The organism is Pseudomonas putida (genome assembly GCF_003228315.1).
Classification (GTDB): Bacteria; Pseudomonadota; Gammaproteobacteria; order Pseudomonadales; family Pseudomonadaceae; genus Aquipseudomonas; species Aquipseudomonas putida_S.
In genome coordinates this window covers 4,181,573-4,200,966 of record NZ_CP029693.1, presented here as the reverse complement: position 1 = coordinate 4,200,966, position 19,394 = coordinate 4,181,573, and the positions used below count along the sequence as shown (strand labels likewise).

17 protein-coding genes are annotated in these 19,394 nt (G+C 60.7%); 11 read left to right on the top strand and 6 right to left on the bottom strand.

The annotated features are described in order from the left end of the window. Positions 1 to 134 precede the first annotated feature (134 nt). On the bottom strand, positions 135 to 1,052 hold the full coding sequence (gene choX, locus DKY63_RS19710; protein ID WP_110965617.1) for a choline ABC transporter substrate-binding protein: 918 nt from the start codon (positions 1,050 to 1,052) through the stop codon (positions 135 to 137). Between the two features lie 16 nt (positions 1,053 to 1,068). Beyond that, positions 1,069 to 2,583: a choline-sulfatase gene (gene betC / locus DKY63_RS19705; RefSeq protein ID WP_110965616.1), complete on the bottom strand. Its 1,515-nt coding sequence runs from the start codon at positions 2,581 to 2,583 to the stop codon at positions 1,069 to 1,071. A 114-nt stretch (positions 2,584 to 2,697) separates the two neighbouring features. Between betC and DKY63_RS19700 the strand changes: the two genes are divergently transcribed. Next, a complete protein-coding gene (locus tag DKY63_RS19700) occupies positions 2,698 to 3,648 on the top strand; it encodes a choline sulfate utilization transcriptional regulator (RefSeq protein ID WP_110965615.1) in 951 nt (316 codons plus the stop codon). A 3-nt stretch (positions 3,649 to 3,651) separates the two neighbouring features. On the opposite strand, the gene DKY63_RS19695 is transcribed toward DKY63_RS19700, so the two are convergent. Continuing rightward, positions 3,652 to 4,311, bottom strand: coding sequence for an NAD(P)-dependent oxidoreductase (locus DKY63_RS19695; RefSeq protein WP_110965614.1), 660 nt, complete (start codon positions 4,309 to 4,311; stop codon positions 3,652 to 3,654). A gap of 82 nt (positions 4,312 to 4,393) precedes the next feature. Here DKY63_RS19695 and DKY63_RS19690 point away from each other — a divergent pair, with 82 nt between their 5' ends. Beyond that, positions 4,394 to 4,720, top strand: coding sequence for a DOPA 4,5-dioxygenase family protein (locus DKY63_RS19690; RefSeq protein WP_110965613.1), 327 nt, complete (start codon positions 4,394 to 4,396; stop codon positions 4,718 to 4,720). A 5-nt stretch (positions 4,721 to 4,725) separates the two neighbouring features. Here the strand turns inward: DKY63_RS19690 and DKY63_RS19685 are convergent, their stop codons facing one another. Then, the gene (locus tag DKY63_RS19685) at positions 4,726 to 5,127 is read right to left on the bottom strand and encodes a GFA family protein (RefSeq protein WP_110965612.1); all 402 of its coding nucleotides are present in this window, start codon (positions 5,125 to 5,127) and stop codon (positions 4,726 to 4,728) included. Between the two features lie 421 nt (positions 5,128 to 5,548). Between DKY63_RS19685 and DKY63_RS19680 the strand changes: the two genes are divergently transcribed. From DKY63_RS19680 to DKY63_RS19640, 9 genes are all read left to right on the top strand, one after another. Beyond that, positions 5,549 to 6,856 carry a CitMHS family transporter gene (locus tag DKY63_RS19680; protein WP_110965611.1) on the top strand — a complete coding sequence of 436 codons (1,308 nt, stop codon included), beginning with the start codon at positions 5,549 to 5,551 and terminating at the stop codon, positions 6,854 to 6,856. 85 nt (positions 6,857 to 6,941) lie between these two features. Further along, positions 6,942 to 7,709, top strand: coding sequence for a TerC family protein (locus DKY63_RS19675; RefSeq protein WP_110965610.1), 768 nt, complete (start codon positions 6,942 to 6,944; stop codon positions 7,707 to 7,709). Positions 7,710 to 8,022: 313 nt separating this feature from the next. Next, on the top strand, positions 8,023 to 9,681 hold the full coding sequence (locus tag DKY63_RS19670; protein WP_110965609.1) for a Na/Pi cotransporter family protein: 1,659 nt from the start codon (positions 8,023 to 8,025) through the stop codon (positions 9,679 to 9,681). Positions 9,682 to 9,856: 175 nt separating this feature from the next. Beyond that, on the top strand, positions 9,857 to 11,233 hold the full coding sequence (locus tag DKY63_RS19665) for a M16 family metallopeptidase (protein WP_110965608.1): 1,377 nt from the start codon (positions 9,857 to 9,859) through the stop codon (positions 11,231 to 11,233). Between the two features lie 180 nt (positions 11,234 to 11,413). Beyond that, a complete protein-coding gene (locus tag DKY63_RS19660) occupies positions 11,414 to 12,442 on the top strand; it encodes a DUF5924 family protein (RefSeq protein WP_110965607.1) in 1,029 nt (342 codons plus the stop codon). Between the two features lie 53 nt (positions 12,443 to 12,495). After that, a complete protein-coding gene (locus DKY63_RS19655; protein WP_110965606.1) occupies positions 12,496 to 13,644 on the top strand; it encodes an ABC transporter permease in 1,149 nt (382 codons plus the stop codon). 5 nt (positions 13,645 to 13,649) lie between these two features. Further along, positions 13,650 to 14,444, top strand: a complete 795-nt coding sequence (locus DKY63_RS19650; RefSeq protein ID WP_204354363.1) for an ABC transporter ATP-binding protein — start codon at positions 13,650 to 13,652, stop codon at positions 14,442 to 14,444. A gap of 1 nt (position 14,445) precedes the next feature. Next, positions 14,446 to 15,384 carry an MlaD family protein gene (locus DKY63_RS19645; RefSeq protein WP_110965604.1) on the top strand — a complete coding sequence of 313 codons (939 nt, stop codon included), beginning with the start codon at positions 14,446 to 14,448 and terminating at the stop codon, positions 15,382 to 15,384. Continuing rightward, entirely contained in the window at positions 15,381 to 16,007 is a 627-nt protein-coding gene (locus tag DKY63_RS19640) for an ABC-type transport auxiliary lipoprotein family protein (protein ID WP_110965603.1), read from the top strand. The genes DKY63_RS19645 and DKY63_RS19640 overlap by 4 nt, the downstream gene beginning before the upstream one ends. 126 nt (positions 16,008 to 16,133) lie before the next feature. Here DKY63_RS19640 and DKY63_RS19630 read toward each other — a convergent pair whose 3' ends face one another. After that, the gene (locus tag DKY63_RS19630; RefSeq protein WP_110965602.1) at positions 16,134 to 17,363 is read right to left on the bottom strand and encodes a nucleoside recognition domain-containing protein; all 1,230 of its coding nucleotides are present in this window, start codon (positions 17,361 to 17,363) and stop codon (positions 16,134 to 16,136) included. A gap of 246 nt (positions 17,364 to 17,609) precedes the next feature. Continuing rightward, the gene (gltP, locus tag DKY63_RS19620; protein ID WP_110965600.1) at positions 17,610 to 18,941 is read right to left on the bottom strand and encodes a glutamate/aspartate:proton symporter GltP; all 1,332 of its coding nucleotides are present in this window, start codon (positions 18,939 to 18,941) and stop codon (positions 17,610 to 17,612) included. Positions 18,942 to 19,394 lie beyond the last annotated feature (453 nt).

Below are 19,394 nucleotides of genomic sequence, written 5' to 3'. Positions count from 1 at the left end.
TCTCGGTTGGGGTTTTGCATAAGGGTATCAGCACCAGACATTGTGGGAGCGAGCCTGCTCGCGAATGCGGAGTGTCAGTCGATACAAATTTCGGATCTGACGGGCCTTTCGCGAGCAGGCTCGCTCCCACAGGTTTACAGCTTCGCTTTCACAACTGGCAACGCATCCTTGCCATCCACGGTCTTCACGCCATCGAGCCACTTGTCCAGCACCGCCGGGTTGGCCTTGATCCAGGCCTTGGCCGCATCGGCATTGCTGACTTTCTTGTTCACCACCTCGGCCATGATGCTGTTCTCCATGTCCTGAGTGAAACTCAAGTTGGTCAGCAGCTTGCCGACGTTCGGACAGGCCTGTGCATAACCTTTGCGGGTCAAGGTATGAACCGAACCGGTGTCACCGAAGTATTTCTCGCCGCCCTTGAGGTAGTGCATTTTCAGCTGCACGTTCATCGGGTGCGGCGTCCAGCCAAGGAAGGTCACGAACTTCTGTTTCTTCACCGCGCGGGACACTTCGGCCAGCATCGCCTGTTCGCTGGACTCGACAAGTTTCCATTGGCCCATGTCGAAATCGTTTTTCTTGATGATTTCCTGCAGGGAAATGTTCGCCGGTGCACCCGAGCCGATGCCATAGATCTTGTGGTCGAACTTGTCCGCGTACTTGTTCAGGTCGGCAAAGTTATGCACACCTGCGTCCCACACATAGTCCGGTACGGCGAGGGTGAACTCGGTGCCGTCGAGGTTCTTGGCCAGTTGCGTGACATCGCCGGTGGCCACGAATTTGTCGTAGAAACCTTGCTGCGCCGGCATCCAGTTACCCAGGAACACGTCCACCTGGCCATCCTTGAGCCCGCCAAAGGTAATCGGTACCGCGAGGGTATCGACCTTGGCCTTGTAGCCCATGCCGTCCAGCAGAAACCCGGTGATGGCGTTGGTCGCAGCGATGTCGCTCCAGCCAGGATCCGCCATTTTCACCGTCTCGCATTGATCGGCGTACGCCGATGCACTGCTCAGGGCCAGGAGCCCGACCGTCAGTACTGTGGATAACCGTTGCATGGACTTCCCCTTAACATTATTGGTTTTGGCAGGGTTGTGGATAACGTGCTTTACGCTCCAGATCATCAAGGTCGATATGGTTGCGCATGTACTGCTGACTGGCGTCCACCAGTGGCTGGTGATCCCAACTCTTCAGCTTGCCGAGGGTCAGCGCCTCGGCGACGAAACGCCGGCGTCGCTGACTGGCGAGCACCTGCTGGTGAATCGACGGTATGTCCCATTTGGCCCGTGCTTCGGCGAGAAATTCGTCGAACAGCTGGCGATGTTGCGGCGATTGGCTGAGTTCTTCCAGCTCTTTCGGGTCATTGTGCACATCGAAGAGTAGGCAAGGGTCGTCTTCGCTGTAGATAAATTTGTAGGCACCACGGCGAATCATCATTAACGGGCTGATGGTGCCTTCGGCCATGTACTCGCCGAATACCTCGTCATGCCCGCCCTGCCCTTGCAGGTGCGGAACCAGTGAGCGGCCATCCAGCGGCAGGCCAGGTTCCAGGGAGCCGCCCGCCAGTTCGACGAAGGTCGGCAACAGGTCGGCGGTGGACACCGAGGCGCTGACTCGACCGGCGCCGAATTGCCCCGGTGCACTTATCAACAGGGGCACCCGTGCCGCCATTTCATACCAGTGCATTTTGTACCAGAGGCCGCGCTCACCCAGCATGTCGCCGTGGTCGCCAGAGAAGACGATGATGGTGTCATCGATCAGCCCCGTTTCCTCGAGAGTTTGCAGGAGTTTGCCGACGTTACTGTCGATATAGCTGCACGCACCGAAGTAGGCGCGGCGAGCGTCGCGAATCTTATCCACAGGCAGCGGTTTTTCCCACAGGTCATAGACCTTGAGCAAACGCTGGGAGTGCGGGTCCAGATCCTGTTGAGCGGGGGTCACCGGCAACGGAATTTCGGCATCCTCGTACAGATTCCAGAACGCCTTGGGAATGGTGTACGGATCATGTGGGTGGGTCATCGAAACGGTCAGGCAGAACGGTTGATCGCCGTCCTCGCGAACGTGATCGAAGAGGTACTGCTGGGCCTTGAACACCACCTCTTCGTCGAAATCCAACTGGTTGGTACGTACACAAGGACCGGCCTGTAGTACGGATGACATGTTGTGGTACCAGGTCGGACGCACGTCCGGTTCGTCCCAGTTCACCGCCCAACCGAAGTCGGCCGGGTAAATATCGCTGGTCAGGCGCTCTTCGTAGCCGTGCAACTGGTCCGGGCCGCAGAAGTGCATCTTGCCCGATAGCGCGGTTCGGTAACCCAGGCGGCGCAGGTAATGGGCATAGGTCGGTACATCGGCGGGGAAATCCGCGGCGTTGTCGAAGGCGCCGATCTTGCTCGGCAACTGGCCGCTGACCAGGGTGAAACGCGACGGCGCGCACAGCGGGCTGTTGCAGTACGCGGAGTCGAACACCACGCCCTGGGTGGCGAGGCGGCTCAAATTAGGCAGCTTGATGGGCGAAGGACCGTAGAACGGCAACATTGGCGCGGCCATTTGATCGGCCATGATGAAAAGAATGTTCTTGCGCTTCATGTGATCGCGGCATTCCATAGTGGACGTTTATGCGAGAGTGCTGGGATCGAGAATGAAATCCCCGCTCTTTGCGGTAAAGCCCATGCGCGGCAATGACTAGGATAAGCACAGCTTATGTATGACGCCCTCGGTGACCTGTCTCTCGATCTGCTCCGCGCCTTTGAAGCGGCAGCGCGGCATCGCAGTTTCACGGCGGCGGCGGTAGAGCTGGGTACCACGCAGCCGGCGATCAGCCAGCAGATCAAGCGCTTGGAGGAGCAACTGGCGACCCGGTTGTTCGACCGCATTTATCGCGGCATCGAACTGACCGAGCCGGGAATGATCCTTTTCGAGCAGGTTCAGCTCGGTTTGCAGAATATCGACGCAGGATTGAGCGCCATCAGCGCACAGCAGCAACACGAAGTCCTCCAGGTGGCGACCGATTTTGCCTTCGCCGCCTACTGGTTGATGCCGCGTCTGCACCGTTTTCACGCGGCCAATCCGCAAGTGGATGTCAGCCTGGTGACCAGCGAGCGCAGCCACAACATGTTGCGCACCGATATTGATGTGGCCGTGCTGTTCGGCGATGGTCGCTTCAAACAGGGCGAAAGCCACTGGTTGTTCAGCGAGGAAGTCTTTCCGGTGTGCAGCCCGCAGCTATTGAATGAACGCACCCTGCCCTTGCCGGCCAACGCCTTGCTGGAGTTCCCGCTGCTGCACCTGCGCGGTGAATACAGCAGCAACTGGTTTGACTGGAGCGGCGTGTTTCGCGAACTGGGGATCACCTCGCCCCCTGCCCCGGGTCAATTGCGTTTCGACAACTACACCTTGTTGATTCAGGCGGCGATTGGCGGCCAGGGCGTGGCGATCGGCTGGCGGCACCTTGTGGATAACTTGCTGGCGCAAGGCTTGTTGTGCCGGCCGATTGCCGAGACCGTGATTTCGCGGCTCGGATACTACGTGGTACTGCCCCAGCGCAAACGGCGCGGGGCGTTGATCCAGCGGTTTGTCGATTGGGTGATGGCTGAACAGGCCAGCAGTGCGCAGTCGCTCAATGGCTTGTCGTTTCCTTCGATTGCGGTTTGAACATCAAGAGATCGCGACGAAGTCCACGTGCTCACCGACGTGCAGGTTCAACTGCAATTCATCGGCAATCCCCACCGCCGTGCGCATCAGCCGCTCCAGCGGTTCGGCAAGACCGGGCTCCAGGGTGCCCCCGGTCTGGCTGAAATGTTCAATGGTCAAGCCGGGCACGCCTCGCGGCGCATTCACCAGTGTCCACTGCAAGGCACTGCTTTGCAGCGCTTCGCGGATTTCCTCGGCGGCGTGGCGTTGCAGCGGATCAAAGGTGTCCGGATCATCCAGAACCTCGAAATTGCCCACCAGAAACAACCGGCCTATGCCGGCGGCCAGCATCCCGTCGATCAACGCATCCGACGCCAGCACTTGCTCGACCGGCCCCGGCACAATGGTTTTTTCCACGTATTCGCTGTTAAGCGGCAACCCGGGCGAGTCCAGCAGGCAGATGACCGCCGAGCTGCCAGCGACGCTTTGCTTGACCCGTTCAGCCTCGAACAGATTGCCGGTCTTGGTGCGCAGGCCAGGCCGCGGTGCGAGGGCGTTCAAATCATCGAGAATGGCGATCACTTCATGCTGGCGCCGCAGCAATTCAGCCATCAGGGCGCTTCCCAGGCTACTCATGGCACCATAGAGCACTACTTTCACCACCGGCGTTTCGGCATTTTTCATGGCGCAGTTCCTTGTTTGTCGCCTATATGGTGTGTGACATGCAGGTAACAACGAGGGTTCGAACCGATTCAGAGGGCTCCAGATGCAAACGATCAAGGGTTATCACGCCCATGTTTATTTCGATGCCGCCACCATCGATCAGGCGCGCACGCTGTGCGAGCAGGCGGCGCAGTTATTCCCGCTGAAGATGGGTCGCATGCACGAGCGCCCTGTGGGCCCGCATCCGGACTGGAGTTGCCAGCTGGCCTTCGGCCCGGAACTGATCGGCGAAGTGCTGCCGTGGCTGGCGCTCAACCGCAAGGGGCTGGTGGTGTTCCTGCATCCCGATACCGGCAACGATCTGCTGGACCACCGCGATCACGCGATCTGGATGGGCGCGATTCGACCGTTGGACCTGTCTATTTTTTGATCAGGCTACAGGGTTTCTTCCGGTTCCTCGGGCAGATGCTCGTCCAGATGCAGCCATGGCAGGCGGCTGTCGGTCCAGATGTGGCGCTCGGCCGGCGCTTGCTCTGGATGGTCGAGGGTGGCGATGGTCACATCGATACTCTCGGGGCTGAGGTGGGTCGTCAGTGCCAGCTGCGCCCCGCAATGGCCGCAGAAATATCGCACGCAGGTGGATGAAGAGTCGTACCGCGATGGCGTGCCCGCCAGCCATTGGAAGGCCGATGAGGGGACGGTGATCCAGGTGGTCACGATGCCGCCACTGACCCTTCGGCAAATCGAGCAATGGCAGTGGGCGATGTCTTGCAGCGGGCCGCTGAACTGGTAGCGCAGCTGTCCGCAATGGCAGCCGCCGGTGTGGATGTCAGGCATACCTTTTCCTCCTGATGCGTTCTTACGGGCGCCATCGCGAGCAGGCTCGCTCCTACAGTGATTTGTGCACCACCCAGGTCCCCTGTAGGAGCGAGCCTGCTCGCGATGAATTCAACTCGGTCTCATTCCCTGCCCCTACCCCGTCCGACGACCGGTCGTACTTCCGGTCAACCCTTTCATTGGCGAAAGCTGGCTGAAAGCTTCCCCGATTAGGATCGCCTCCACTGCCGGCAATAGACCGGTTGGCCAATGCGAGCGTTCGATTGCTCGCCAGGTCCATTTAACAACAACAATGGTGACCCTGATGTCCTTTACCCGCCGCTTCGCCACAACTCCACCCGTACGCCTCGTGCTTCCCGTTTTGCGCTGATCCCACCCGGTCCGCCCATTCCCTAAGCTGCGCTACGCCTGGAGTATTCCCATGCTGACTTTCCTTGGCTTTGCCATGGTCATCACCTTCATGTTCCTGATCATGACCAAGCGCCTGTCCGCGCTGATCGCTCTGATCATCATCCCGATCGTCTTCGCCCTGTTTGGTGGCTTCGGCCCGAAAATCGGCCCGATGATGCTCGAAGGCATCACCAAGCTCGCGCCGACCGGCGTGATGCTGATGTTTGCCATTCTGTACTTCGCCCTGATGATCGACTCCGGCCTGTTCGACCCGGCCGTGCGCAAGATCCTCAAGATGGTCAAGGGTGACCCGCTAAAAGTGTCGGTCGGTACGGCCGTACTGGCCCTCGTCGTCTCCCTGGACGGTGACGGCGCGACCACCTACATGATCTGTGTCGCCGCCATGCTGCCGCTCTACAGCCGTATCGGCATGAGCCCGCGGATCATGGCCGGCCTGATCATCCTCGCCGGTGGCGTGATGAACATGACCCCATGGGGTGGCCCGACCGCTCGTGCGGCCAGTGCGCTGCATGTCGACCCTTCGGCGATCTTCGTGCCGATGATTCCGGCGATGGCTGCCGGTGTCGTGGCCATCCTCGCCATCGCCTATTTCTACGGCAAGCGTGAACGTGCGCGTCTGGGTGAGCTGCACCTGGTGGGCGATGAGATCGATCACAGCGAAATCACCGTTTCGCAGTTCCCGGATGCCCGTCGTCCGAATCTGATCTGGTTCAACGGTGCCCTGACCCTGGCGCTGATGTGCACTCTGATCGCCGGCCTGTTGCCGCTGCCGGTGCTGTTCATGGTGGCCTTCAGTATCGCGATGATCGTCAACTATCCATGCCTGCAAGCGCAGAAGGACCGCGTCGCGGCCCACGCTGGCAGCGTGCTGGCCGTGGTCGGGCTGATCTTTGCCGCCGGTATCTTCACCGGCATCCTTTCCGGCACCGGCATGGTCGACGCGATGTCGAAAAGCCTGCTGTCGGTGATCCCGGACTTCCTCGGCCCGTACCTGGCCGTGATCACGGCGCTGGTGAGCATGCCGTTCACCTTCTTCATGTCGAACGATGCATTTTATTATGGCGTGTTGCCGGTACTGGCCGAAGCCGCCAGCCACTACGGCATTACCGCCGTGGAAATGGCACGTGCCTCGATCGTCGGTCAGCCCGTCCACTTGCTGAGCCCGCTGGTACCATCGACCTATCTGTTGGTGGCCCTGGCCGGTATCGATTTCGGTGATCACCAGCGCTTTACCCTCAAGTGGGCAGTGCTGGTGTGCATGTGCATACTGGTTGCCGCGTTGCTGATGGGGATTTTCCCGCTGTTCAGCACTCTATAATCCAAAGACTCGCCACCCGGGGTCCCGGCTTCGCAGTCTGAAGCCTGGACCCTTTGTGGTTTAACACTCGCTCAAAGGAATACACATGGAATGGCTGACCAACCCTGAAATCTGGGTTGCCTTCTTTACCTTGACCGCCCTGGAAATCGTCCTGGGTATCGATAACATCATCATGATTTCGATCCTGGTCAGCCGCATGCCCAAACACATGCAGGCGCGCACCCGAATCTTCGGTCTGGCGCTGGCCATGGTGACGCGGATTCTGTTGCTGCTGTCGATCACCTGGGTCATGCGCCTCACCGCCGACCTGTTCGAAGTGTTCGGCCAGGGTATTTCCGGTCGCGACCTGATCCTGTTCTTCGGTGGCCTGTTCCTGTTGTGGAAAAGCTCCCAGGAGATGTACCACGCGCTGGAAGGTGAAGACGAAACCAACGACGAGCCGAGTGGCAAGGGCGGCAACTTCCTCTACACCATCGTCCAGATCGCGATCATCGACATCGTGTTCTCCCTGGACTCGGTGATCACCGCTGTCGGCATGGTCTCCCATGTACCGGTCATGGTCGCGGCGATCATCGTGGCGGTACTGGTGATGATGTGGGCTTCCGGCACCATCAGCGCGTTCATCGACAAGCACCCGTCGCTGAAAATGCTGGCACTGGCGTTCCTGCTGATCGTCGGTACCGTGCTGATCGCCGAATCCTTCGACGTTCACGTGCCAAAAGGCTACGTCTACTTCGCCATGGCGTTCTCGCTGGCGGTGGAAGCGATCAACATCAAGATGCGCACCGCCATTGCCCGCAAGAAGCAGCAGCAAGATCCGGTGAAACTGCGCAAGGACATTCCCGGCCAGTAACGCAAAACCCTTTGTAGGAGCGAGCATGCTCGCGATGGTCGTCAACGCTGACGCTGGGCACCTGACACCCATGGCGACCACTCACCCATCGCGAGCATGCTCGCTCCTACAGAAAGCGAATTCCAGGGGCCTTCGGGTCCCTTTTTCACGCCTGCATGAAGCTGTTTTCATGACAGTTTTGTTTCAAAGACGACTTTAGCTATGCGATGCTGGCGCCCAGACCGTTAGCCAACTACAGCTTAAGTACAAAACGTAGAACGTCGCGGTACCGTCAACTTGCTCCTTTGGGGCGCTACCACCACAGGGGGCCGTCATGCTCACCCTGCTCAATTTGCTCTCAGCCGTGGCCTTGCTGATCTGGGGCACGCACATCGTCCGAACCGGCATCCTGCGGGTGTACGGCTCCAACCTGCGCCATGTCATTGGCCGCAACATGTCCAAACGCTGGCTGGCTTTTCTCTCGGGGATCGCGGTGACGGCGATGGTCCAGAGCAGTAACGCCACGGCGATGCTCGTGACTTCCTTCGTCGGTCAGGGCCTGATGGCGTTGACCCCGGCCTTGTCGACCATGCTCGGGGCCGACGTCGGTACGGCGCTGATGGCGCGGGTGCTGACCTTCGACCTGTCCTGGCTGTCGCCGCTGCTGATTTTCATCGGGGTGATTTTCTTCCTGTCGCGCAAACAGACCCGTCTGGGCCAGATGGGCCGCGTGGCGATTGGCCTGGGGCTGATCATTCTGGCGCTGCAACTGATCGTCGAGGCCGCCGCCCCGATCACCCACGCCAAAGGCGTCAAGGTGATCTTTGCCTCGCTGACCGGCGACATCCTGCTCGATGCCCTGATGGGCGCGCTGTTCGCCATGATTTCCTACTCCAGCCTGGCGGCCGTGCTGCTGACCGCGACCCTGGCCGGCGCCAAGGTGATCGGCCTGCCGGTGGCCCTTGGCCTGGTCATTGGCGCCAACATCGGCAGCGGTGTGCTGGCGTTCCTCAGCACCAGCATGCAGAACGCCGCCGGGCGTCAGGTGGCCTTGGGCAGCCTGCTGTACAAACTGATCGGCCTGTTGCTGATCATTCCGGTGCTCGACCCCCTGGTGCACTGGATCGACAGCCTCGACTTCAGTCCTCAGGAAATGGTCATTGGCTTCCACCTGCTCTACAACACCGCGCGCTGTCTGATCCTGTTGCCCAGCGTCGGGCCGATGGCCAGGTTCTGCGCCTGGGTGCTGCCGGAGCGCCCGCAAGCCAACGGCACGGCCAAACCCCGCCACCTTGATTTGACGGCGCTGGTCACACCCAGCCTCGCACTGGCCAACGCGGCGCGGGAAACCCTGCGCATGGGTGACCTGATCGACAACATGCTCGAAGCCATGCAGGACGTGCTGCACGGCAAGCAAACCGCTGTCACCCAGGAAGTGCGCCGCCTGACCGATGATGTGGAATCGCTCTACAGCGCGATCAAACTCTATCTGGCGCAAATGCCCCGGGAAGACCTCAGCGACCAGGACAGCCGGCGCTGGGCCGAGATCATCGAGCTGGCGATCAACCTGAAACTGGCCAGCGACCTGATCGAACGCATGTTGCGCAAGGTTCAGCAGCAGAAAACTTCCCAGCGCCGCTCGTTTTCCGAGGTGGGGCTGGAAGAACTGGCGGGGTTGCAGAGTCAACTGATTGCCAACCTGCGGCTGGGATTGTCGGTGTTTCTCAGTGCCGACAAGGAAAGCGCCCGGCAGTTGTTGCGCGAGAAACGTCGCTTTCGCGCACAGGAACGCCGCCTGGCCCATGCGCATGTCAGTCGTTTGCAACGTAAGATCGTGCAGAGTATCGAGACCAGCTCCCTGCACCTTGAGCTGATCGCCGACATGAAACGTTTGAATTCGCTGTTCTGCAGCAGTGCCTATGTGGTGTTGGAAACCTCGGAAACCGGTGCGCTGGCGGTGGACGATATGGCTGACATTACGCATTCGCCTTGAACGTCTGGCGGTGCGATCAGTCAGTAACATGGGTTCGACTTGAAGGCCATTCGCGAGCAGGCTCGCTCCCACATGGGTTTTGTGAACGCCGCAAATCCACTGTGGGAGCGAGCCTGCTCGCGAAGACGGCCTGACTGACGACACGGATCTCCAATCGTTTGCCTGGAAGCTCGTTATGCGTTGCCTGCTGTTCGCCTGTCTACTGCTGGGTTCTCTCCCCTCTCTTGCCCTGGATCGCTTCCAGGTCGAGGGCTACACCCTGCGTAATGGCCTGCAATTGCTGCTCAAGCCCGGTGTCGACCGTGGGCATGTAGCGATTCGGCTGGTGGTGGGTGTCGGTATCGATGACTTCAGCTGTGCCGACAAGGAACTGCCGCACCTTCTCGAGCACCTGCTGTTCAGCGGCATCGACGCCAGCGGCGAAGGCGGCCTGGAGGAGCGCATGCAGGCGCTGGGTGGCGAGTGGAACGCTTACACCAGTAACGCCGACACCACATTCGTGATCGAGGCCCCGGCGAAAAACCAGCGCAAAGTCCTCGATCTGCTGCTGGACCTGCTGACCCAGACCCAATTCGACGACAACGCCGTCAATGCCGCCAAGCAAGTGGTCGAACGCGAAGACGGCGGCCATTACTCGCATTTGCAGCGTTGGCTGGACCGCCAGGATTTGGGCCATACCGCCAGCAATCAACTGGCCGTCGAACTGGGTCTCAAGTGCTCCGAGCGCGCCCAGGTCGATCAACTGACCCGCGCGCAACTGGAGAAGGTGCGCAAGGACTGGTACGCGCCCAACAACATGACACTGATCGTGGTCGGCGATCTCGATCGCCTGCTGCCGGCCTATCTGGAGCGGACCTACGGTGCGTTGAAGCCGATCGATCCAAGCGACCACCCGGAACTGCCGCAAATCAAGACCAGCGCCGCCCATGAGCGCAATCTGATTCGCGGCTTTATCGGCGATAGCGCCAAGTTGCACTGGCTGGTTCCGGAGCCGGTACTGGAGGATCAGCACGACCAGACCTTCGACCTGCTCAAGGACTATCTGGACTGGGCGCTCTATCGCCAGTTGCGCCTGGCGCACAGTTTGTCCTATGGGCCGTGGGCCGAGCGCGAGGTGTTCGGCGGTGTGGGCTTCATGAGCCTGAATGCCGATCTTGAGCGCGACGACGTCGACGAAGCGCTAAAGGTCCTGGATGAATTGAAGGCCGGCTTGCTCAAGGACGGCCTGAACGCCGAGACCTTCAACCGCCTCAAGCAGGCCGCCATCGCCCGCCAGTCCTGGGCGGTGCAAGGCAACAGTGCGCTGGCCGACTACTACTGGAGTGCCATCGGCGACTACGAGGACGGCCGTTTCGCCAACCCGGCCAGTGAGCTGCAATCGGTCAGCCTTGCGGAAGCCAACAAGGCCATGCGCGAACTGCTCCTGCAGCCGGGGTACATCCGGATCGAGAAACCGTTGCTCGGTGATGATCAGGTGCTGTGGCTGATTGCCGGGGTGTTGGGGCTGATCGTGGTGGTATTGGCGGGCTGGCAGTTTTATCGCAGACGCTAAAAGATCGCAGCCTGCGGCAGCTCCTACAGGAGTACACATTCCAATGTAGGAGCTGCCGCAGGCTGCGATCTTTTTGGCTTCATGAGATTCACCGTCCAAACACGCTCGGATGCTCGCCACACCGCCCCGCCAGCGGTAACCTGTCGAGGATTTTTCCTACGACTACTGTGAACCCGCCGAATGCCGACCCTGACCCTTTTCGTACAGCGCATCCTCGAACTGATGAAGCGCTACCCTGGGGTCATCGCGCTTGGTGGTTTTATCTCCGGGGTCGGCAGTTTCATTCTGGTGGATCGGCAACAGGGTCTGGCGAGCTGGATCACCACCATCATGCTGATCAGCTGGGTCTGGCTGATGCTGGAAAACAGCCTGACCAAGCTGTTCACCCGGATCTTCAAGCGGGAAATTCCCCAGCCACTGCTGCGTTACGCGACGCAGATGATTCACCAGGAAAGTCTGTTTTTCGTTCTGCCGTTCTTTTTCGTCACCACCACCTGGAACAGCGGCCAGTTGTTCTTCACCGGGCTGTTGGGCATCGCCGCGCTGATTTCCATCATCGACCCGCTGTACTACAAGTGGCTGGCGCCACGGCGCTGGGCGTTCCTGGCGCTGCATACGCTGACCCTGTTCGCCGCCCTGCTCACCGCATTGCCGGTGATCATGCACCTGACCACCTCGCAGAGTTTCAAATATGCGCTGGGCATCGCGGTGCTGTTGTCTTTCCCCAGCCTGGCTTCGATCTTCCCGATCCGCACTGTGCGCAACGCCTTGGCGATTCTCTGTATCACCGTGGGCATCGGTGGTGTGGGCTGGGTCCTGCGTTCGTGGGTGCCGCCAGCGACGCTGTGGATGACCGACGTGGCGATCAGCACGCAACTGCAGGACCGCACCCCGGGCAAGAGCCTGGACGAAGTCAGCGCCGCGCAGATCCGTGCCGACGGGCTGTACGCCTACACCGCGATCAACGCCCCGCGTGGCCTCGACGAGCGGATTTATCACGTCTGGCAATTCAACGGCAAAGAGGTCGACCGCATTGCCCTGGACATCCACGGCGGGCGCAAGGAAGGCTACCGCGCGTGGACCCACAAGCAGAATTTCCCCGGTAATCCGGTCGGCAAATGGCAGGTCCGGGTGCTGACTGAAGACGGTCAAGTCATCGGCGTACTGCGTTTTGATATCACCGACAGCACACCGACCAAAGAAAAGTGACCGGGTTCGTGCTATTACGTAGATCTGCGTAATCACTTGAAAGCACGGAGCTTATGAGCAGCGACACAGTGGCCGGCGATGCCCGACTCGATACCTCGCTTAGCCCGCCTCAGATACGGGTTACCGGGGACTGGACGCTTGCCCATTACGCCGACCTCAAGCGCTTGAGCGAGAAGCTCGAAGGCCACTACGACGCCAATACCCGCATCGACCTCAACGGCCTGGGCGCCCTGGATACCGCCGGTGCCTCGTTGCTGGTGGAGCTGCTGGGCTCGGAGCGCCTGGGCCGCTCCGCCGAACACCCAGATTGCACCCTTTCGGCCCCCGACCGCGCCCTGCTGCAGACGGTCTATCGCTCGCTGACCGATTTCTGCGTGCCGATCAAGGAGCCGGAAATCAGCGTCGGCATTCAATTGCTGACGCGTATTGGCCGTGCGGTGGACACCGTCTGGCAGGACACCCTGCAACTGCTGGGTTTCGTCGGCCTGATCCTCGAAACCATCGTGCGCGGTCTGTTTCGCCCGAAATGCTGGCGGGTCACGCCGATGATTGCGCACATCGAACAGACCGGCCTCGACGCCGCACCCATCGTCGCCCTGCTGACCTTCCTGGTGGGCGCCGTGGTGGCGTTTCTCGGGGCGACGGTACTGGCCAACTTCGGTGCCACGGTGTTTACCGTGCATCTGGTGGCGTTCTCCTTCCTGCGTGAGTTCGCGGTATTGCTGACGGCGATCCTGATGGCCGGGCGCACCGCCAGCGCCTTCACCGCGCAGATCGGTTCGATGAAGGCCAACGAAGAAATCGACGCGATCCGCACCCTGGGCCTCGACCCCATGGAGCTGCTGGTGGTGCCCCGGGTCCTGGCCCTGCTGGTGGCGTTGCCGATGCTGACGTTTCTGGCGATGGTCTCGGGGATTGTCGGTGGTGCGTTGGTTTGCGCGGTGTCGCTGGATATTTCCCCGGCGATGTTCCTGTCGTTGCTGCAAACGAACATCGGTGTTCAGCACTTTCTGGTGGGCATGATCAAGGCGCCGGTGTTTGCCTTCCTGATCGCTGCCATCGGTTGTCTGGAAGGCTTCAAGGTCAGTGGCAGCGCCGAGTCCGTGGGCGCACACACCACCTCCGCCGTGGTGCAGTCGATTTTCGTGGTGATCGTGCTCGACGCCGTGGCCGCGTTGTTTTTCATGGAGATCAGTTGGTGAACCGTATGCCCCGAGGGCCCGCCGAGGCGGTGATCGAAGTCCGTGGGCTGTGCAATCGCTTTGGCCGCCAGAGTGTGCACGAGAACCTCGACCTGGACCTGTACAAGGGCGAAATCCTCGCCGTGGTCGGCGGCTCCGGTAGCGGCAAATCGGTGCTGCTGCGCAGCATCGTCGGCTTGCGCCAGCCCAGCGAGGGCATGGTGAAAGTTTTCGGCAAAAACCTGCCCAGCCTGCCCGAGCGCGAGCGCTCGCTGGTGGAGCGGCGTTTCGGTGTGCTGTTCCAGAAAGGCGCCCTGTTCTCTTCGCTGACCGTGACCGAAAACGTCGCCCTGCCCCTCATCGAACACGCCGGCCTGAGCCGCGACGACGCCGAGCATCTGGCGGCGGTGAAAATGGCCCTGGCCGGGCTGCCGTTGTCGGCGGCGGACAAATATCCCGCGTCCCTGTCCGGCGGCATGATCAAGCGCGCGGCGCTGGCCCGGGCCCTGGCGCTGGATCCGGACATCCTGTTTCTCGACGAACCCACCGCCGGCCTCGATCCGATCGGTGCCGCCGCCTTCGATCAACTGATTCTGACCCTGCGCGATGCCCTGGGCCTGAGCGTTTTCCTGGTGACCCACGACCTCGACACCCTCTACACCATCACCGACCGGGTGGCGGTGCTGGCGCAGAAGAAGGTGCTGGTGGCCGATGCCATCGATGTCGTCTCGGAAACCGACGACGCGTGGATTCATGAGTACTTCCATGGCCCTCGCGGCCGCGCGGCGCTGACAGCCGCCCAACAGTTCAACGAGGTCTGACGTGGAAACCCGAGCCCATCATGTGTTGATCGGCCTGTTCACCGTGATTGTGGTGGCAGGCGCCCTGCTCTTCGGCCTGTGGCTGGCCAAATCCAGCGTCGACACCGAGTTCAAGGATTACGAAGTGGTGTTCAACGAAGCGGTCAGCGGCCTGTCCAACGGCAGCTCGGTGCAGTACAGCGGGATCAAGGTGGGCGACGTGGTGTCGCTGCGCCTGGACCCCGAAGACCCGCGCCGGGTGCTGGCGCGTATCCGCCTGGCCGGCGATACCCCGGTCAAGGAAGACACCCAGGCCAAGCTGGCGCTGACCGGCGTTACCGGGACGTCGATCATCCAGCTCAGTGGCGGTACGCCGGAAAGTCCGAAACTCAGGGGCAAGGACGGCAAGCTGCCGGTGATCGTCGCCAAGCCCTCGCCCATCGCTCGCCTGATCAACGACAGCAATGATCTGCTGTCCGGGGTCAACTCGCTGATGCAGAACGCGAACCAGATGTTTTCCGAGCAGAACATCGAACATATCAGCAAGATCCTCGAACATCTTGACGTCACCACGGGCACCATCGCCGACCAGCGCGAAGATATTCGCCAGGCCATGCAGCAACTGGGCTCGATCGGCAAGCAGGCCGGCAGCATGCTGGAACAGACCACGGCGTTGATGCGCAATGCCAACGGGCTGCTCAATGAGCATGGCAAGGACATGTTGGGCAGTGCCGAACAGGCGATGAAGTCGCTGGAACAGAGCAGCGCGACGATCAACAAGCTGATCACGGCCAACCAGGATTCGCTCAACAGCGGCATGCAGGGCCTCAATGGCCTGGCCCCTGCGGTGCGTGAGCTACGAGAAACCCTGACCTCACTGAGGACGATCACGCGACGTCTGGAGGCCGACCCCAGCGGTTATCTGCTGGGTAGCGACAAGCACAAGGAATTCACCCCATGAAGCTGACCCGCTTTGCCCTCCTCGCCAGCTTCACGCTGCTCGGTGCCTGCTCGATCCTGCCCGAGCCCGAGCCGTTCACCCTGTATCGATTACCCTCGGCACAGAGCGCCCTGCCCGCCAGTCACGGCACGCCGCTGCGCTGGTCGTTGCGCTTGAACAAGCCCCAGGCCAGCGAGGCGCTGAACAGTCCGAATATCGCTGTCATCCCTGCGGGCGATGTGATCAGCACCTACAAGGCGTCGCGCTGGAGCGACCCGGCGCCGGTACTGCTGCGTAACCGCCTGCTGGATGGGTTCCAGCGTGATGGCCGGGTGACGCTGCTCAGTACCGACGACAGCAATTTCCAGGCAGATCTGGAGCTGGGTGGCAGCTTGCAGGCGTTTCAGGCGGAGTATCAAGGGACCGCCGCCAGTGTCGTCGTGCGGTTCGATGCGCTGCTCGTGCGCGGTTATGACCAGCGACTACTCGCCAGCAAACGCTTTGAAGTGCGCCAATCATTGAGTGATGTGAAGGTGCCGGCGGTGGTGGCCGGGTTCGGCCAGGCCAGCGATCAGCTGACGGCGCAGGTGGTGGCATGGGCGGTCGAGCAAGGGCAGAAAGTGGCGCCGCCACCAAGACCCTGAGCCCACGCAACCCCCTGTAGGAGCGAGCATGCTCGCGATGGTGGCAGGAGCACCGCGTTTATCCAGAATGCACGCGTCATCGTTGACGACCATCGCGAGCATGCTCGCTCCTACAGGGCGGCGTGGTTAGCCAAAGAACCAGTAGCAAACCCCGATTGCGCCAAGCACACCCGCCAGCTCCGCCAGCAACGCACACCCCACCGCATGCCGCGCCCGCTGGATACCCACCGCACCGAAGTACACGGCCAGTACATAGAACGTGGTTTCGGTACTGCCCTGAACAGTCGCCGCCACCAGCGCCGGGAAGCTGTCCACGCCCGAGGTTTTCATCGTTTCGATCAGCATCGCCCGGGCGGCGCTACCGGAAAATGGCTTGACCATCGCCGTCGGCAGCGCGTCGACAAAGCGTGTGTCCCAACCGGCCCACTCCACGAAATGACGAATCCCGTCCAGGCCGAAGTCCAGTGCCCCGGACGCCCGCAGCACGCCCACCGCGCAGAGCATCGCCACCAGATACGGCAGCAGGTTCTTAGCCACGTCGAAGCCTTCCTTGGCGCCCTCGACGAAGGCCTCGTAGACCTTCACCTTGCGCAACGCACCTATCACCAGAAACAGCATGATGATGCCAAATAGCGTCAGATTGCCGAGGATCGATGACAAACTCGCCAGTGCGGCGGAAGAAAGCGTCGCCAGCAACGCCATGAAACCGCCAAGGGCGAGGGCGCCGGGAATCAGATAGGCCAGCACCACCGGGTCCCACACGCGAAGGCGTTGCATGAACGCCACGGACAGAAAGCCGACGATGGTCGAGCAACTGGTGGCCAGCAGGATCGGCAGGAACACCAGGGTCGGATCGGGCGCGCCTTGCTGGGCGCGGTACATGAAGATCGTCACCGGCAGCAGGGTCAGGGAGGAGGCGTTGAGTACCAGGAACAGGATCTGCGCGTTACTGGCGATGGTGTCGCTGGGGTTGAGCTCCTGCAGGGCCTTCATGGCCTTGAGGCCGATGGGTGTGGCGGCGTTGTCCAGGCCCAGGCCATTGGCCGCGAAGTTCAGGGTGATCAGGCCGATGGCGGGGTGACCGGGCGGCACTTCCGGCATCAGGCGCAGAAACAGCGGGCCGAGGGCCTTGGCCAGCCATTCGACGATCCCGGCTTTCTCGGCGATCCGCAGAAAGCCCAGCCAGAGGGTGAGGGTGCCGAACAGCAACACCATGACTTCGACTGACAGCTTGGCCATGGCGAAGATGCTTTCCACCATCGCCGCGAAGATCCCGGCATTGCCGCCGACCAGCCATTGCGCCAGCGCCGATACGGCGGCCACGATAAAGAAGCCAAGCCACAGGCCATTGAGCATCAGTCAAATCCCCCAAAAGATGGGCGAATGATAGCGGGGTGGCCAGAAACGACAAACCCCGGATTTCTCCGGGGTTTGTCTGGCTTGTTTTTGGTCGGCAACCGGAATTTGGGGGCTGGCCCAAAACCCCTGTAGGAGCGAGCCTGCTCGCGATGATGGCGGCACATTCAACATATCTGTTGTTTGAAACACCGCTATCGCGAGCAGGCTCGCTCCTACAGAAAAGCCGATACCAACACGCCTTGATCAGTTACGGGACGTCTCGCCAGCCGGCAGCTTCTCTTTGCTGCGCCAGTGCGGCAGGGAGTTCCAGTAGCGCTGGCCCTTGGCGTCGTCGTACATGCCTTCCCAACGAGCGATCACCAGCACGGCCAGGGCGTTGCCGATCACGTTCAGTGCGGTACGGGCCATGTCCATGATGCGGTCGACACCGGCGATGAACGCCAGGCCTTCCAGCGGGATACCCACGCTGCCCAGGGTGGCCAGCAGCACCACGAAGGACACGCCCGGTACGCCGGCGATGCCTTTGGAGGTGACCATCAGGGTCAGCACCAGCAGCAGCTGCTGGCTGATCGACAGGTCGATGCCGTACAGCTGGGCGATGAAGATGGCCGCGATGCTCTGGTACAGGGTCGACCCGTCGAGGTTGAACGAGTAACCGGTCGGCACCACGAAGCTGCAGATGGCTTTTGGTGCGCCGTAGGCTTCCATCTTCTCGATGACGCGCGGCAGCACGGTTTCGGAGGAGGCGGTGGAGTAGGCCAGTACCAGCTCATCCTTGAAGATGCGCATCAGCTTGATCACCGAGAAGCCGAACAGGCGAGCGACCAGGCCCAGCACCATGAAGGCGAAGAAGGCGATGGCGAAGTAAACCAGCACCACCAGTTTCGCCAGTGGCAGCAAGGAAGCGAAGCCGAAGTTGGCCACAGTGACCGCGATCAGGGCGAAAACGCCGATCGGGGCGTAGTTCATGATCATGTGGGTGACTTTGAACATGGCTTCCGACACGCCCTGGAACATCTTCACCAGCGGTTCGCGTACATCCGCTTGCAGGCTCGACAGACCCAGGCCAAACAGCACGGAGAAGAAGATGATCGGCAGCATTTCACCGCGGGCCATGGCCGCGAAGATGTTCGACGGGATCAGGTTGAGGATGGTCTCGATGAACGCATGCTCATGCTGGACTTCGGCTGCGGTCGCCTTGTACTTGGAGATGTCCACGGTACCCAGGGTGCTCATGTCGATGCCCGAGCCCGGGTGGAACACGTTGGCCAGCACCAGACCGACGACGATGGCAATGGTCGTGACGATTTCGAAGTAGATGATGGTCTTCAGGCCGATGCGCCCGAGTTTCTTCGCATCGCCCACGCCCGCGATGCCGACGATCAGCGAGGAAATGACGATCGGGATCACGATCATCTTGATCAGACGGATAAAGATATCGCCTGCCGGTTGCAGAACGTTGCTGATCCACCAGGCTTTCTCGGCACTGAAATGGTTGAGCAACGCACCGATTGCAATCCCCAATACCAGACCGATGAGGATCTGCCAGGCGAGGCTAAGCTTTGCCTTCTTCATATCTTTACCCTTACTTCAGTTTGACTCGAGCAGTTGCGCGACCCGTGTCCGCTTGTGGCGAAAGAGTCGCGTGCAAATGCCCCCGTATAAGGAGCCCCGGAGCACTTGTTATGGCTCTCTGGCAGGCGAAAAAAGGCGCAACTATTCCGATGCAAGGAAGCGACGTCTAATGCCGTAAACGCCTACCCTATGCCGAATCGGCATGAGGTCTTTTAGCTGAAAGCGACGTCGCAATCGGTTCGAATACGACATTTCGGCAGACATAGGTGCCGTGAACCGGCCATTGCAGCGCTATTTGAGTGTTTTTTGATCAGATTTGCGAAGAGTCATTTTCGGGAAAATTCAGCTTGGGACTCGACGAATTTCTTGTCTGACAATGGCGTCTTTTCTCGATATACGGTCGCTGGGAAAGTGTTTTTCCGACGGTGAAGGAGGGGGTGCAGCGGGGATGAT

Coding starts and splice junctions, on each gene's coding strand:
- DKY63_RS19640 (WP_110965603.1), top strand. CDS start 15,381: ATGAAGCTGACCCGCTTTGCCCTCCTCGCCAGCTTCACGCTGCTCGGT.
- DKY63_RS19695 (WP_110965614.1), bottom strand. CDS start 4,311: ATGAAAAATGCCGAAACGCCGGTGGTGAAAGTAGTGCTCTATGGTGCC.
- DKY63_RS19670 (WP_110965609.1), top strand. CDS start 8,023: ATGCTCACCCTGCTCAATTTGCTCTCAGCCGTGGCCTTGCTGATCTGG.
- DKY63_RS19675 (WP_110965610.1), top strand. CDS start 6,942: ATGGAATGGCTGACCAACCCTGAAATCTGGGTTGCCTTCTTTACCTTG.
- DKY63_RS19690 (WP_110965613.1), top strand. CDS start 4,394: ATGCAAACGATCAAGGGTTATCACGCCCATGTTTATTTCGATGCCGCC.
- DKY63_RS19650 (WP_204354363.1), top strand. CDS start 13,650: ATGCCCCGAGGGCCCGCCGAGGCGGTGATCGAAGTCCGTGGGCTGTGC.
- gltP (WP_110965600.1), bottom strand. CDS start 18,941: ATGAAGAAGGCAAAGCTTAGCCTCGCCTGGCAGATCCTCATCGGTCTG.
- DKY63_RS19665 (WP_110965608.1), top strand. CDS start 9,857: ATGCGTTGCCTGCTGTTCGCCTGTCTACTGCTGGGTTCTCTCCCCTCT.
- DKY63_RS19630 (WP_110965602.1), bottom strand. CDS start 17,363: ATGCTCAATGGCCTGTGGCTTGGCTTCTTTATCGTGGCCGCCGTATCG.
- DKY63_RS19680 (WP_110965611.1), top strand. CDS start 5,549: ATGCTGACTTTCCTTGGCTTTGCCATGGTCATCACCTTCATGTTCCTG.
- betC (WP_110965616.1), bottom strand. CDS start 2,583: ATGAAGCGCAAGAACATTCTTTTCATCATGGCCGATCAAATGGCCGCG.
- DKY63_RS19700 (WP_110965615.1), top strand. CDS start 2,698: ATGTATGACGCCCTCGGTGACCTGTCTCTCGATCTGCTCCGCGCCTTT.
- DKY63_RS19685 (WP_110965612.1), bottom strand. CDS start 5,127: ATGCCTGACATCCACACCGGCGGCTGCCATTGCGGACAGCTGCGCTAC.
- DKY63_RS19660 (WP_110965607.1), top strand. CDS start 11,414: ATGCCGACCCTGACCCTTTTCGTACAGCGCATCCTCGAACTGATGAAG.
- choX (WP_110965617.1), bottom strand. CDS start 1,052: ATGCAACGGTTATCCACAGTACTGACGGTCGGGCTCCTGGCCCTGAGC.
- DKY63_RS19655 (WP_110965606.1), top strand. CDS start 12,496: ATGAGCAGCGACACAGTGGCCGGCGATGCCCGACTCGATACCTCGCTT.